Below are 13,801 nucleotides of genomic sequence, written 5' to 3' on the forward strand. Positions count from 1 at the left end.
GGGGCAGCGGATTTCGCCCTTCGGGCGGCTTTTGTCAGTGCGCCACTGCCGCCGCGCCGTGCTCGTCGATCAGCGCACCGCTGTGGAAGCGTTCGATGGAGAAGGGCGCGGCCAGCGGATGCGGTTCGCCCTTGGCCAGGGTGGCGGCGAAGACGTTTCCGGAGCCGGGAGTGGCCTTGAAGCCGCCGGTGCCCCAGCCGCAGTTGAAGAACAGGTTCTGCACCGGAGTCTTGCCGATGATCGGGCAGGCGTCCGGGGTGGTGTCGACGATGCCGCCCCACTGGCGGTTCATGCGTACCCGCGAGAGCACCGGGAACATCTCGACGATGGCTTGCAGGGTGTGCTCGATCACCGGGTAAGAGCCGCGCTGGCCGTAGCCGTTGTAGCCGTCGATGCCGGCGCCGATGACCAGGTCGCCTTTGTCCGACTGGCTGATGTAGCCATGCACGGCGTTGGACATGATCACGCTGTCGATGATCGGCTTCAGCGGCTCGGAGACCAGCGCCTGCAACGGGTGCGACTCCAGCGGCAGGCGGAAGCCGGCGAGCCTGGCCATGTGCCCGGAGTTGCCGGCGGTGACCACGCCGACACGGCGCGCGCCGATGAAGCCGCGGTTGGTCTCGACGCCGATCACCGCGCCGTCCTGCTTGCGGAAGCCGGTGACTTCGGTCTGCTGGATCAGGTCCACGCCGAGGGCATCGGCGGCGCGGGCGAAGCCCCAGGCCACCGCATCATGGCGGGCGACGCCGCCGCGACGCTGGATGGTCGCGCCCATGATCGGGTAGCGGGTGTTCTTGCTGCAGTCCAGGTAGGGAATCTCCTCCGCCACCTGCTGCGCGTTCAACAGTTCGCCGTCGACGCCGTTGAGGCGGTTGGCGCTGACCCGGCGCTCGCCGTCGCGCATGTCCTGGAGGGTGTGGCAGAGGTTGTAGACCCCGCGCTGGGAGAACATCACGTTGTAGTTGAGGTCCTGGGACAGGCCCTCCCACAGCTTCATCGCGTGTTCGTAGAGCAGCGCGGACTCGTCCCACAGGTAGTTGGAGCGCACGATGGTGGTGTTGCGCGCGGTGTTGCCGCCGCCCAGCCAACCTTTCTCGACTACCGCCACGTTGCTGATGCCGTGTTCCTTGGCCAGGTAGTAGGCGGTGGCCAGGCCGTGCCCGCCGCCGCCGACGATGACCACGTCGTAGACCGGCTTCGGCGTGGGCGTGCGCCACATGCGTTGCCAGTTCTCGTGATGGCTCAGTGAATGCTTTAACAGGCCGAAGCCGGAGTAGCGTTGCATGTGGATGCTCCTGAACTGTTGCTCCCTCTCCCGCGGAGAGGGTTGGGCCGGGGCGCGTCGGGCTCCCCGACCGTCTTCGGGGGGCTCAACGATAGACCGGGAAGTCCGCGCAGAGACCGGCGACCTGGGTGGCGACCTTGGCCTCCACGTCGGCATCGCCGAGGTGGTCGAGGATGTCGCAGATCCAGCCGGCCAGTTCGCGGCTCTGCGCTTCCTGCAGCCCGCGGGTGGTGATGGCCGGGGTGCCGATGCGGATGCCGGAGGTGACGAACGGGCTCTGCGGATCGTTCGGCACGGCGTTCTTGTTCACCGTGATGCCGACCCGGCCGAGGGCGGCGTCGGCTTCCTTGCCGGTCAGGCCCTGGCGCACCAGGCTGATCAGCATCAGGTGGTTGTCGGTGCCACCGGAAACCACGTCGTAGCCGCGCCCGATGAACACCTCGGCCATCGCCTTGGCGTTGCGGATCACCTGCGCCTGGTAGTCCTTGAAGCCCGGCTCCAGCGCTTCCTTGAAGCACACCGCCTTGGCCGCGATCACGTGCATCAGCGGGCCGCCCTGGGCGCCGGGAAATACCGCGGAGTTGAGCTTCTTCTCGATCTCCTCGTTGGCGCGCGCCAGGATCAGGCCGCCGCGCGGGCCGCGCAGGGTCTTGTGGGTGGTGGTGGTGACCACGTCGGCGAAGGGGATCGGGTTCGGGTAGAGGCCGGCGGCGACCAGGCCGGCGACGTGGGCCATGTCGACGAACAGGTAGGCGCCGACCTTGTCGGCGATGGCGCGGAAGCGCGGGAAGTCGAGGGTCTTGGAGTAGGCGGAGAAGCCGGCGACGATCATCTTCGGCTTATGCTCCACGGCCAGGCGCTCGACTTCGTCGTAGTCGATCAGCCCGGTAGCGGTGTCCAGGCCGTACTGCACGGCGTTGTACAGCTTGCCGGAGGAGGACACCTTGGCGCCGTGGGTGAGATGGCCGCCGTGGGCCAGGCTCATGCCGAGGATGGTGTCGCCGGCGTTGAGCAGCGCCAGGTACACCGCGGCGTTGGCCGAGGAACCGGAATGCGGCTGGACGTTGGCGTAGTCGGCGCCGAACAGCTGCCTGGCGCGGTCGATGGCCAACTGCTCGACCTTGTCGACGTGTTCGCAGCCGCCGTAGTAGCGCTTGCCCGGATAGCCCTCGGCATATTTGTTGGTCAGGCCGCTGCCCTGCGCCTGCATGACCCGCTTGCTGGTGTAGTTCTCCGAGGCAATCAGTTCGAGATGGTCTTCCTGGCGGGCCTCTTCGGCGTCCATCGCGGCGAGCAGTTCGTCGTCGTAGCCGCGGATCTGGTCATGCTTGCTGAACATCGCTGGGTCTCCCTGCGGCGCCGGAACCGCGCCGGAATGGCTGCAACGGGACACGCGGTCCCTTTGCCAGCGATGGTATGACCGGCCCTGCCGGCCCAGATGCCTATGCACGCCACGGGGAGGTGCGTTTGCGACATGGCGGTGGGATTCGGCAACCGATGCGGAACGCCCCGGGCTGGCGCTAAACTGCGTGCTCTTCGTCTTGCGAGAACACCATGAAACGCCCGCTGATCTTCCTTTCCGCCGTGCTGCTCGGCGCATCCCTGCAAGGGTGCGGGGGCGGCGATGAAAAGCAGGCCGCCGCGCCTGCGCTGCCGGCCGATTCCTGCACCGGCCATGAACTCGAAGTGGCCTTGCCGCCGGCCGGCAAGCCACTGTTCGGCTACGACTTCCTCTCCCGCCAGTGCGGCTACAACGATGCCACCGTGGTCTTCGGCGCCGCCGACGGCAGCAAGCGCCTGGAGATCGTCCTCACCGACACCGGCCTGCCGGCGCCGCCGACCGAGGGCGACGCGGTGGCCTATCGGGCGGCGCAGGACAAGCTGCGCGAGATGACCCAGACCAACCTGACCCTGCTCCACAAGACCCGCGAGACCGCCCTGAAGAACGGCACCGCCGAGCGCTTCGGCGGCGAGGACTACCTGCCGCTGATCGATACCACGCGAATGGGCGACCCGTTGGGGGTGATGGTCCCGGCCAAGGGCGAGGAGGGCGTCTCGACCCTCAGCGGAGTGATCAAGAACCGCTACGTACTGACCCTCAGCACCCGCGACATGCCCAATGGCGGCAGCGCCACGGCGATGCGCCAGGTGCTGGTGCCGTTCGTCGAGCAGATGAAGCTGACCAAGCTACCCTGACAGACTGTGCCGGCACCTACCCGTACCGGCGCGACCGCACGGAGCCCCACGAGGGCTCGGCAACCGTTCCATCCGAGGCCCACATGACCGATAACACCCAACAGTTCGCCAGCGACAACTATTCCGGTATCTGCCCCGAAGCCTGGGCGGCGATGGCCGAAGCCAACCGCGGCCACGAGCGCGCCTATGGCGACGACCAGTGGACCGCGCGCGCTTCGGACTACTTCCGCCAGTTGTTCGAGACCGATTGCGAAGTGTTCTTCGCCTTCAACGGCACCGCCGCCAACTCCCTGGCCTTGGCCGCGCTGTGCCAGAGCTACCACAGCGTGATCTGCTCGGAGACCGCCCACGTCGAGACCGACGAGTGCGGCGCGCCGGAGTTCTTCTCCAACGGCTCCAAGCTGCTGCTGGCGCAGACCGAGGTCGGCAAGCTGACCCCGGCGTCGATCCGCGACATCGCTCTCAAGCGCCAGGATATCCACTATCCGAAGCCGCGCGTGGTGACTCTCACCCAGGCCACCGAGGTCGGCACGGTGTACCGCCCGGACGAGTTGAAGGCGATCAGCGCCACCTGCAAGGAACTCGGCCTGCACCTGCACATGGACGGCGCGCGCTTCTCCAACGCCTGCGCCTTCCTCGGCTGCTCGCCGGCGGAGCTGAGCTGGAAGGCCGGGGTCGACGTGCTCTGCTTCGGCGGCACCAAGAACGGCATGGCGGTGGGCGAGGCGATCCTGTTCTTCAACCGCGACCTGGCGGAGGACTTCGACTACCGCTGCAAGCAGGCCGGCCAACTGGCCTCGAAGATGCGCTTCCTCGCCGCGCCCTGGGTCGGCGTACTGCAGGACGATGCCTGGCTGCGCTACGCCGATCACGCCAACCGCTGCGCGCGGCTGTTGGCCGAACTGGTGGCCGACGTTCCCGGCGTCAGCCTGATGTTCCCGGTAGAAGCCAACGGCGTGTTCCTGCAGCTTTCCGAGCCGGCGATCGAAGCCTTGCGCGCGCGCGGCTGGCGCTTCTACACCTTCATCGGTGAAGGTGGCGCGCGTTTCATGTGTTCCTGGGATACCGATATCGAGCGGGTCCGCGAACTGGCGCGGGACATCCGCCTGGTGATGGGCGCCTGAGTCCACTCTCGGCCGCCTCCATGAACCGGGGCGGCCGCTCTTTCCTCATCTCCTGTGGATAACTCTGTGGGCTAACTGTTCGGGAGCTATGCAAAAGTGCCCCCGGCAACACCCTCCCTATCTCCGTCGGGGGTGTTGAAAGCCTTTATCCACGCGGTTCCACTCCCATGGCAGGAGAACCTGGCCAATCCACAAACACTGTGGAGTCGAATGTGAATAACGTGTTCGCAGTCGCTTCCGCGCGGCGCCCTGCCGGGCTCTTCGGAGGTTGGTCGGTTTTTGAGCGAAAACAGCCGTTTGTGAAAGGACGATGAAGGTTCAGGTGAAAAGCGCTGACGAAACGGTGACGGGCATTGTCCCTGCGGGACCCAGACAGGCCTGTGGATAGAAAAGCAAGGAGCGAAGTGGGGGCAAATGCCGCAAACCCCCTGCACGGACGTAACGGCTTGAGGAAAAAGACAAAATTCTCCCGCTCCGATGGCGCTGGAACGGCGGTTGCGGCCGCCGCCGGGAATTTCCCCCAATTCCTGTTGAGGTCAGTGTGCAGAGCCTGTTTATAGAATGCTGGGAGCCAGAGGGCCCGCGCCTTCCAGGCTATTGGTCAAGAATTGAGCGGATTTTCTGTCAACAGGCTGCCGGCTTGCTTTAGGGGGCATGTGCACAAACGCAGGGTTGCTCACAAAAGGCCTGGAAAGCCTTGTGGACAACCTGTATGGATAGTTCTGTAAGCCTTATAGGGTAAGGCTTGCATGGACTTGGTCAATAAATGGTCAGGCCGGGCGGGAAGGGATGAAGAGCCAGAATAGGCCAGGTTTTTTCTTCATCCTGTGAATATTTTTCTGGTTTTCCCCAAGGGGAGTGTAAAGCCCTGTGGAAAAATTGTTCGCTCACGCTTGGGGCGGCCGGACGGCGGGGTCTCTGGCGGATTGATCGTTAAATGAGCAGGAGACTGCGCCTAGCGCGCGCGGAGGAGAAGCGCGATTCACCCGGAGGGGTAGGCGGATGTGCTGGCGGAGCCCATGCGCCAGGGCGAGTGGACATCGTCGGTATAGCGATCGTTGACCCGCGGGGTATCAGGGGGTGTCATGGACCACACGGTCTGTGGATAAGTCTGTGATCAACCTACCCTCGAAAGGCCTCTCCAGAGATCGGCAAGGGCTTTGTTCCTGGAGCCTGAAACCAACTTGAAGTTTTCGTTTTTACCTTTAACTTCAAATGCTTACAATCGATCTTCGAGAACGCCCAGGTGGCGAGAAGACACCTGTATGGAATTCCAGTCCGAATGTGGACAACCTTGGCGCCCTGGTGTTTTCAAGTATGAGAAGGACAGAGCTGCGCGATGGCTCTGGTGGTTGGCCGGAGCCTTGATTACCCTTGGCTTTTGCCAGGAAAGTGGGATGGATCATGGATGATCGGATGTCAGACAAGCCGCTCGGCCGCTTGTTGCTCGAAGGCCTCGGCGAGATCGCCTGGATCGCCGTGCTGGTGGCCCTTGGCGTCCTCCTGCCGTTGCCGCTGGTAGCGCTGGGTTGGGCGCTGCTGCTGGGCGCCGAGTGGGCCATGGATCGTTGGCGCGGCAAGGTGCCGTATCGCCTGCAACAGGCGCTGTTCTTCTGGGTTCTGGGTGGCGGCATCGCCCTGGGCCAGGCACTGCCGGGCTTCTGGCTGGGACTGGGCGGTGGCTTGCTGGCGGTGATCGGCGGCGTGCTGCTGCAGATCCGTTTCGAGCGTGGCCTGCGCCTGGAGCGCCAGGCTCCGCAGGCGCTGGACGTACCGCTGCCGGCGGGAGGTAGCGCCTGGGGCGGCGAAGCGCCCGAGCGAACCCCCGAGGGCGAGCCGATCCGCCTGTTCGACGGCGGCGAGATCGCCATGGGCGGCCCGCTGGTATGCCACTACCTGATGCCCGACGGTTGCTTCATCCCCGACTGCAATCCTTCGGCACGCTTTTCCAGCGATGGCCGCCACTTCGTTTCGCCGATACCGAGCCGAGGCGCGTGGGGCCTGGCGATCTTCGACCGGCAGGAGCGGTTGCTCTACCGCTGTGCCGTGGACAACTTCTGGGAGCTGGACAGCGTCACCGAGCGCGAGGTGATCGGCCGGCACAGCCCGCTGACGTCCAACGCACCGCAGCGCCTCGAGCTGCAGGCGCTCAAGGCCGGCAGCGAGGCCGAGGCCTTCGTTGCCATCGGTGACCTCTGGCTGCCCGAAAGCGAATGGCAGCGCTGGAGCGGGGATCTGCGCGCGCAACCGCTACCGTCCCCGCTTGGCGGGCCCGCGCTGGAAATCCTCCCCTGGCTGCCGGCCAGCCTGCTGGCCCTGGACGATCCTTTCGCGCCGCTGCGCGCCAACCGCGGCGAGCTGTGGATAAACGGCGAGGCCAGCGGCCTCTACCTGTCGCGGGAAGCGCCGCCATTGGCTTGGAACGATGACGGCCGGGCGCTGGCGCTGCAGGCAGCAGGCGAGCCCCTGGGGCAGGATACCTACTGGCTTTGGCGAGAGGACGGCGGTCTGCGTGCGCTGGGCGCGCCGTGGTTGGCGTTGCCCGCCGAGCCCCATGCCGGCGGGCCCGAATTGCTCGGGCTGGAGGATGGCTGGCTGCGTTTCGGCCTGGACCTGGCGCAACCCTGCCTGACCTACGAACGCTACGGCACGCTGGGTTCGTACAGCCATTCCAGCCTCTACCTTCTGCACGCTCGCGATGCGGACGACCGGCCGCGCTGGCGCGAGGCCGACATGCCGCGCCTGGACCTGTTGCTGCCCCTGGATGGCGCGGCCGGCAGGCCGGGATGCCTGTTGCAGAGCGCACCGCTGGCCGATGGCAGCCGGGCCGTCTGGGAGTGGTTGCGCGACGATCAGGAGGCGGAGCGCGGCGCCTATGCCTTGCGCCTGGGCGACTGGCGCCTGGATGGCGAGTGGACGCTCGACCACCGCGTGTCCGATTGCGGTCGCTACCTGGCCCTGGTGGCCTTCGCCGAGGCGCCGACCCTGCCGCAGCGCCTGGCCATACTCGATAGCCGGGAGCGGCGTCTGGAGTGGCTCGCTGAGCCGCTGGCCGATCTACACCTGCAAGGTTTCATCGATGGCCAGGTGCATCTGCTCCACCTGCTCGGCCGCAACGCCTACCAGCCGCCGGGCGGGCCGGGCGAAGGCGACCCCGGCCTGTTGCGCCGCTTCGACGAAGGCTTGCCCGAGCCCGGCGCCTGGCACGCATTCGGCCGCTTCCACGACGACTGGCGGCATTACTACGAGCAGGCGCGGGTGGCGTTCGAGGGCACGGCCTGGCGGCTGTGCCCCGCGTCGCGCTGGCTGGACGCACCGCCGCGGCCCTGGAGCGACGGCGACTTCGTCTTGCCGTCAGTGGGCGCGAAGGACGCCGCCTGGGGCTTCGGTTTCCACTACGAGGGCATGCACCGCGACGAGGACGTGCGCGCCGGGTTCAGCCGCGACGGCTACCTGCTGACCGCGTCGGGCATCGGCTTGGGCAACCTGGCGGCGCCAATGATCTGGTCGGCGGACGGTCGCTACCTGGCGCTGACCCGGCACGTCCAGCGCTACGAGGAAAGCGAGCTGAAGCGGGACCAGTGGCGCCTGCTGCTGCTCGACGTGCAAGAGCGGACGTTGCGTCGCTACCGCGACGACCTCGGCGAGTACCCGTGCTTCGACAGCTTCGACGACGACCTGTGCTTCCGCTGCGCGGGGACGGGGCGCTACGTGCTGGCCCTGGACTCGCTGCTGAAGGCTCCCGCCGAGTCGCTACAGGCCTGCGCCGGACGCTGGCTGCCGGCCGAGGAGCTGCCGCGGCGGCGCTACTGGGAGCGCCTGGCGTTTCCCTCGCGTCCTCAGTAGTCGATGACCACGTCGCCCTTGGGCACGCTGCAGCAGGAGAGGATGTAGCCTTCGGCGACATCCTCGTCGGTGATCCCGCCGTTGTGCTCCATCTCCACCTCGCCGGCGGTCTTCATTACCTTGCAGGTGCCGCAGATGCCCATCCCGCAGGCCTTCGGAATGTGCAGGCCGAGCTTGGCGGCGGCGGCGTGCACGGTTTCCCCGGGGCTGACGCGGATGCTCTTGCCGGTGGCGGTGAATTCCACCTGGTGCTGGTCGGCGACCGGTACCTCCGGCGCCTCGGCGGCTTCCGCGGCCAGTTCCCTGACGTCGGCGCGGACCTCCGGCGGAGTCGGCCCGAAGGCTTCCTCGTGGTAGCGGCTCATGTCGTAGCCGTGGCCCTGCAGCAGGTGCTTCACCGCGCTCATATAGGGCGTCGGGCCGCAGCAGAAGATTTCCCGCTCGAGGAAGTCCGGGGCGATCAGTTCCAGCATGCGCAGGTTCAGGTAGCCACGGTAGCCGGCCCAGGCTTCGCCGAGGCCGTGGCGCTCGCAGATGATGTGCAGGCTGAAGTTGTCGATCCGCGAGGCCATGTGCTCCAGCTCGCGGTGGTAGATGATGTCCTTCGGCGAACGGGCGCTGTGGACGAAGACCATGTCGACGTTGGCGTTGGTGTCGAAGAACCAGCGCGCCATGGACATTACCGGGGTGATGCCGACCCCGCCGGAGAGGAACAGCACCTTGTCGGCCGGGAAGTCGATGGCGTTGAACAGGCCGACCGGACCGTGCACCGGTAGCTCCTGGCCTTCCTTGAGGTTGTCGTGCAGCCAGTTGGAAACCCGCCCGCCCGGCACCCGCTTGATGGTGATGGAGAAGCTGTAGGGCACCGAGGGCGAGCTGGAGATGGTGTAGGAGCGCATCACCGGCTCGCCGTCGATCTCCAGCTCCAGGGTGACGAACTGGCCCGGCTTGAAGAAGAACAGGATCGGCTGGTCGGCCATGAAGCAGAAGGTGCGCACGTCCCAGGTTTCCTGGATGACCTTGACGCAGCGCACGAGGTGCCGGCCGTTGGCCCAGGTCTGGGTGGTGACCGGATTGAGGAAGTTGCTCGACATGATGATCTCTCCGCGCGCACGGGGCCGAACGATGGCCTGATGGGGCGGATTGTGCGCATCGCCGTGGCCGCTCATTTACCTGCCAGCGACATTTACATGCTTATCGCGACCTGCCTGCTGGGGCGCGGCCCGGAGCGTCGGAAACGGATGCGGTCATGTCGCCCATGGATAAGGTCGGCGGCGGGCGCGGGCCCACACTCCAGACCAGCCGAGACGAGGGTTTGCATGAACCCCGGGAGGGTAGAGCCCGGACGTGTAGAGCGACTGACCTTCATTCCCGCCACGGCGGGGCCCGTCCATCGGCAGGGCGGGATTCCGGACGCCGCGCCGGGATGAGGAAGGCTGTGAACGCCACCTTGCGTAGCAACCGTATCAGCCACTTTTTCCGCCGCCACCCGCGCGGGGGCGGCATGAGGAGTTACCGATGGACGTCACTTCCACCCTGAGTCTCGGCGATCCCCTGGAACCGGCCCGCAAGGCCACCGCCGACATGCTGCGCAGCCGCGACCACAGCTTCTCGCTGCCGCAGCCCTTCTACTGCGACCAGCGCCTGTTCGAGATCGACATGCAGGAGATCTTCCACAAGGAATGGCTGATCGCCGGCATGACCTGCGAGATTCCCGCCAAGGGCAATTTCCTCACCCTGCAGATCGGCAAGAACCCGGTCCTGGTGATTCGTGGCGCCGAAGGCCAGGTGCATGCCTTCCACAATGTCTGCCGGCACCGCGGCTCGCGCCTGTGCGTGAGCGAGAAGGGCAAGGTGGCCAAGCTGGTCTGCCCCTACCACCAGTGGACCTACGAGCTGGATGGCCGCCTGCTGTTCGCCGGCACCGAGATGGGCGCCGACTTCGACATGAAGGAGTACGGCCTGAAGCCGATCCAGGTGAAGACCGCCGGCGGCTACATCTTCATCAGCCTGGCGGAGAACCCGCCGGCCATCGACGACTTCCTGGCGACGCTCGAGCACTACATGGAGCCGTACGACATGGAGAACGCCAAGGTGGCGGTGCAGACCACCATCCGCGAAGCCGCCAACTGGAAGCTGGTGATCGAGAACAACCGCGAGTGCTACCACTGCAACGGCTCCCACCCGGAACTGCTGAAGACCCTGCTGGAGTGGGACGACGTCACCGACCCGCGCGCCAGCCAGGCGTTCAAGGACCAGGTGGCGGCCTGCACCAGCGCCTGGGACGCCGAGAAGATCCCGTACGCCCACGCCAGCTTCGGCCTGCGCAATCGCATCGTGCGCATGCCGCTGCTGGACGGCACCGTGTCGATGACCATGGACGGCAAGCAGGGCAGCAAGAAGCTCATGGGCCGGATCAAGAACCCCGACCTCGGCTCGATGCGCATCCTGCACCTGCCGCACTCCTGGAACCACTGCATGGGCGACCACCTGATCGTCTTCACCGTGTGGCCGATCAGCGCCCAGGAAACCCTGGTCACCACCAAATGGCTGGTGCACAAGGACGCGGTGGAAGGCGTCGACTACGACGTGGCGCGCCTGCGCGAGGTATGGGACGCGACCAACGACCAGGATCGCCGGCTGGCCGAGGAGAACCAGCGCGGGATCAACTCCGACGCCTACCAGCCTGGTCCATACTCGAAGACCTACGAGTTCGGCGTGATCAATTTCCTCGACTGGTACAGCGAGCGCATGCTGAACAACCTCGGCGAGGAGTCCGCCCACGTGCGCAAGGTGGCCGGCAGCTAAGCCGGACGAGGCGCCCCCTGGCGGGGCGCCGCTGCGGAGGAAAGGTCATGGACAACCTGCTGTTCTACGTCAGTTCCGCTTTCGTCAGCCTGCTGCTGGCCTGGAACCTGTTCGCCTGCTGGCGCCGCCAGCGGCCGCCGGAGAAGTCCCGGCCCTGAGCCCGCGCGCTCGCCACGCCTCGCCTCGCCTCCCGCTTCCGCCCCCTGACAGCCTCCCGGCAAAAGGACTAAGGTGGGAGGACTCAACCTGAACGGGCCGCTCAAGGGCGGCCTCTGGAGGCAAGCGTGGAAAACAATCCCCTGTGGGCCGAACTGGGCAAGCACTGGAAACTGGTGGCCCTGCGCGGCGTGGCGGCGCTGGTGTTCGGCGTCCTGACCCTGCTCTCGCCGGCCCTGGCGCTGACCGTGCTGGTGCTGTTCTGGGGCGCCTACGCGCTGGTGGACGGGGCGTTCGCCCTGATCGCCGCGTTCAACATGCGCAGCGACGGACAGTTCAACTGGCCGCTGGCGCTGGTCGGGGTGATCGGCGTGGCGGCCGGCCTGGTTGCGTTCTTCTGGCCGCAACTGACCGCCATCGGCCTGCTCCTGATCATCGCCGGCTGGGCGCTGGCGATGGGCATCTTCCAGATCGTCGCGGCGATCCGCCTGCGCAAGTCGATCCAGAACGAGTGGTGGATGATCCTCTCTGGCGCCATCTCGGTGCTGTTCGGCGTGCTGATGATCGCCAACCCCGGCGCCGGGGCGCTGGCGGTGGTCTGGGTGATCGGCGCCTACGCGGTGTTCTTCGGCGTGCTGCTGGTCATGCTCGCGCTGCGCCTGCGCAAGACTTCGACCCTGAAGGCCTGAGGCGGTGGCGGCGAAGCCGGCGGAGGAAACGCGCTGGTGCCTGTGGCGCCAGGACGACAACGGCAATGCCTTCGTCATGCGCCGCGACCTGACGCGCGACGAGGCCTGCGCGCTGGTCAAGGACTACCAGGCGCGCGGGCATCGGCAGCTGTATTGGGCGAGTCCGCAGGCGCGCGACTAGATCGATGCCCCGGCGATCCGCTCGACCAGCGCCTCCAGGCGCTGCTCCACCGCCCGCAGGCGCGGCGACTCGCCGTCGTTCGCGCCGAGCTGGCGGGCGCAGAGGTTGAGCGCGGAGAGCACCACCAGCTCGTTGCTGGTGACGTAGGGAAACTTGCGCTTGTTGGCGTCCACTTCCGCCTGCAGCAACGCGGCGGCGTCCGCGAGGGCCCGTTCCTCGCCGGCCGGCACGCGGATCGAATAGTCCCGGCCGAGGATCGACAGGACCTGGACGCCGTCGCGGCTCATGCGCTAACCGGTTGCTGCGCGCTGAGGCGCTCGACCAGGGCTTCCAGGCGGGCCTGGGTGCCGCTCTGCTTTTCTTCCTGCTCGAGCATGGAGAGTTGCAGGGTTTCGTTTTCCTCGGTGGCCTGGCGCAGCTGCTGCTGAAGCTGGTCGTGGCTGTCGCGCAGGGCCTGGTTCTGTTGCAGTAGCTCGGCTACCAGGGTTTCCAGGCGTTCCAGGGTGTTCTCCAGCATGATCTCGTCCCAGTCGTTCAAAGGGCGCGCAGGATAAAGAAAAGCGCCTGCCGAAGCCAGGTCCGTGGTCGGTTGCCAGGCTTCGGCACCCGGCTTCACCAGTGAAAGCTGCCGCCCAGCGAGTAGTGCCCGGGGTCGGCGACGAAGGGATCGCGATCGGTGGCCGGCGGGCAGTTGCGCCGCTTCAGGCAGTCATCGGCGCGCTCGGCGTAGCTGCGTTCGTCGCCGCTGACGCGGACGTCCGGAAGGATGCCGGAGAAGGAGGGGTAGCCCTGGGCGCAGCCGACCAGGAACAGGAACGGCAGGAAAGGGAAGAGGCGTCGGCTCATGGGGATACTCCGGTGGGCGGGGATCATTGGGGTTGCTCGACGATGCGGCGGATGGTGCCGCCGCAGATGTCGGTGAAGCAGCGGTCGTAGTCGGAACCGCAGTTGAAGTTGCCGGAGCCGCCGAAGCCGTTGTAGCCGAACGAGGAGGAATAGCCTGGTGCCAGGCATTCCTTGCGCGCCTGCTTCTTGCTCTTGCCCTGGCTGCAATAGTGGTAGCTGCGCCGTTCCGCTTCGCGCAGGCGGTTTTCGTTCTGCCATTCCAGGCGCGCGAGGCTTTCGCACTGGCTCTGTTGCGTGCGGCACTGGGCGACGCAGGTGCGTCCCGCCTCGCTTGGCGGCATCACGTACTGGTAGCGGACGGAGGGGCCGCAGCCCGAGATCAGGGCGAGCGCGAGCGCAACGCCCGAGAGGTTCAGGTGTCTGTTCATGGTTTCTGGTTGGGAAAGGGTGGAGCGGGGATCAGTCGTCCGCGACGTATTCCAGGATGTCGCCCGGCTGGCAGTCCAGGAAGGCGCAGATCTTCTCCAGGGTGTCGAGGCGGATGCCCTTGACCTTGCCGTTCTTCAGCAGGGACAGGTTCTGTTCGGTGATACCGATGGCTTCCGCCAGCTCCTTGGAGCGGACCTTGTTCTTCGCCAGGATGACGTCTAGTCGGATGATGATCATGGGG

General features: G+C 66.4%; 14 protein-coding genes. 6 read left to right on the top strand and 8 right to left on the bottom strand.

What is annotated here, in order from left to right:
- Positions 1 to 34: 34 nt before the first annotated feature.
- Together AC4OR5_RS02145 and glyA are read right to left on the bottom strand one after the other, a co-directional pair.
- Positions 35 to 1,285: a sarcosine oxidase subunit beta gene (locus AC4OR5_RS02145; protein WP_003096779.1), complete on the bottom strand. Its 1,251-nt coding sequence runs from the start codon at positions 1,283 to 1,285 to the stop codon at positions 35 to 37.
- An 85-nt stretch (positions 1,286 to 1,370) separates the two neighbouring features.
- The gene (gene glyA, locus AC4OR5_RS02150) at positions 1,371 to 2,624 is read right to left on the bottom strand and encodes a serine hydroxymethyltransferase (protein ID WP_010792442.1); all 1,254 of its coding nucleotides are present in this window, start codon (positions 2,622 to 2,624) and stop codon (positions 1,371 to 1,373) included.
- Between the two features lie 215 nt (positions 2,625 to 2,839).
- Here glyA and AC4OR5_RS02155 point away from each other — a divergent pair, with 215 nt between their 5' ends.
- The 3 genes from AC4OR5_RS02155 to AC4OR5_RS02165 all read left to right on the top strand — a co-directional run bounded on the left by AC4OR5_RS02155 (position 2,840) and on the right by AC4OR5_RS02165 (position 8,451).
- The gene (locus tag AC4OR5_RS02155) at positions 2,840 to 3,481 is read left to right on the top strand and encodes a hypothetical protein (protein WP_003096775.1); all 642 of its coding nucleotides are present in this window, start codon (positions 2,840 to 2,842) and stop codon (positions 3,479 to 3,481) included.
- A gap of 83 nt (positions 3,482 to 3,564) precedes the next feature.
- Positions 3,565 to 4,605: a threonine aldolase family protein gene (locus tag AC4OR5_RS02160; RefSeq protein WP_003096773.1), complete on the top strand. Its 1,041-nt coding sequence runs from the start codon at positions 3,565 to 3,567 to the stop codon at positions 4,603 to 4,605.
- Positions 4,606 to 6,021: 1,416 nt separating this feature from the next.
- Positions 6,022 to 8,451, top strand: coding sequence for a hypothetical protein (locus AC4OR5_RS02165; protein WP_058160598.1), 2,430 nt, complete (start codon positions 6,022 to 6,024; stop codon positions 8,449 to 8,451).
- Here AC4OR5_RS02165 and gbcB read toward each other — a convergent pair.
- Positions 8,445 to 9,545 (bottom strand): glycine betaine monooxygenase reductase subunit, encoded by a 1,101-nt coding sequence (gbcB, locus tag AC4OR5_RS02170; RefSeq protein WP_003096769.1) that lies wholly within the window; start codon positions 9,543 to 9,545, stop codon positions 8,445 to 8,447. The two genes, AC4OR5_RS02165 and gbcB, sit on opposite strands and share 7 nt — an antisense overlap.
- A gap of 424 nt (positions 9,546 to 9,969) precedes the next feature.
- Between gbcB and gbca the strand changes: the two genes are divergently transcribed.
- From gbca to AC4OR5_RS02185, 3 genes are all read left to right on the top strand, one after another.
- A complete protein-coding gene (gbca, locus tag AC4OR5_RS02175; RefSeq protein WP_003096766.1) occupies positions 9,970 to 11,259 on the top strand; it encodes a glycine betaine monooxygenase oxygenase subunit in 1,290 nt (429 codons plus the stop codon).
- Positions 11,260 to 11,543: 284 nt separating this feature from the next.
- On the top strand, positions 11,544 to 12,104 hold the full coding sequence (locus tag AC4OR5_RS02180; RefSeq protein WP_003096765.1) for an HdeD family acid-resistance protein: 561 nt from the start codon (positions 11,544 to 11,546) through the stop codon (positions 12,102 to 12,104).
- Positions 12,105 to 12,108: 4 nt separating this feature from the next.
- Positions 12,109 to 12,285, top strand: coding sequence for a hypothetical protein (locus AC4OR5_RS02185; protein ID WP_003096763.1), 177 nt, complete (start codon positions 12,109 to 12,111; stop codon positions 12,283 to 12,285).
- On the opposite strand, the gene AC4OR5_RS02190 is transcribed toward AC4OR5_RS02185, so the two are convergent.
- From AC4OR5_RS02190 to AC4OR5_RS02210, 5 genes are all read right to left on the bottom strand, one after another.
- On the bottom strand, positions 12,282 to 12,572 hold the full coding sequence (locus AC4OR5_RS02190; protein WP_058160601.1) for a cell division protein ZapA: 291 nt from the start codon (positions 12,570 to 12,572) through the stop codon (positions 12,282 to 12,284). The two genes, AC4OR5_RS02185 and AC4OR5_RS02190, sit on opposite strands and share 4 nt — an antisense overlap.
- Entirely contained in the window at positions 12,569 to 12,802 is a 234-nt protein-coding gene (locus tag AC4OR5_RS02195) for a hypothetical protein (protein WP_003105710.1), read from the bottom strand. The genes AC4OR5_RS02190 and AC4OR5_RS02195 overlap by 4 nt, the downstream gene beginning before the upstream one ends.
- Before the next feature lie 95 nt (positions 12,803 to 12,897).
- On the bottom strand, positions 12,898 to 13,131 hold the full coding sequence (locus AC4OR5_RS02200; RefSeq protein ID WP_003142075.1) for a hypothetical protein: 234 nt from the start codon (positions 13,129 to 13,131) through the stop codon (positions 12,898 to 12,900).
- Between the two features lie 23 nt (positions 13,132 to 13,154).
- Entirely contained in the window at positions 13,155 to 13,559 is a 405-nt protein-coding gene (locus AC4OR5_RS02205) for a hypothetical protein (RefSeq protein ID WP_003117179.1), read from the bottom strand.
- Positions 13,560 to 13,590: 31 nt separating this feature from the next.
- Positions 13,591 to 13,797, bottom strand: coding sequence for a helix-turn-helix domain-containing protein (locus tag AC4OR5_RS02210; protein ID WP_003096753.1), 207 nt, complete (start codon positions 13,795 to 13,797; stop codon positions 13,591 to 13,593).
- Positions 13,798 to 13,801 lie beyond the last annotated feature (4 nt).

Source organism: Pseudomonas sp. YA1, from assembly GCF_058680555.1.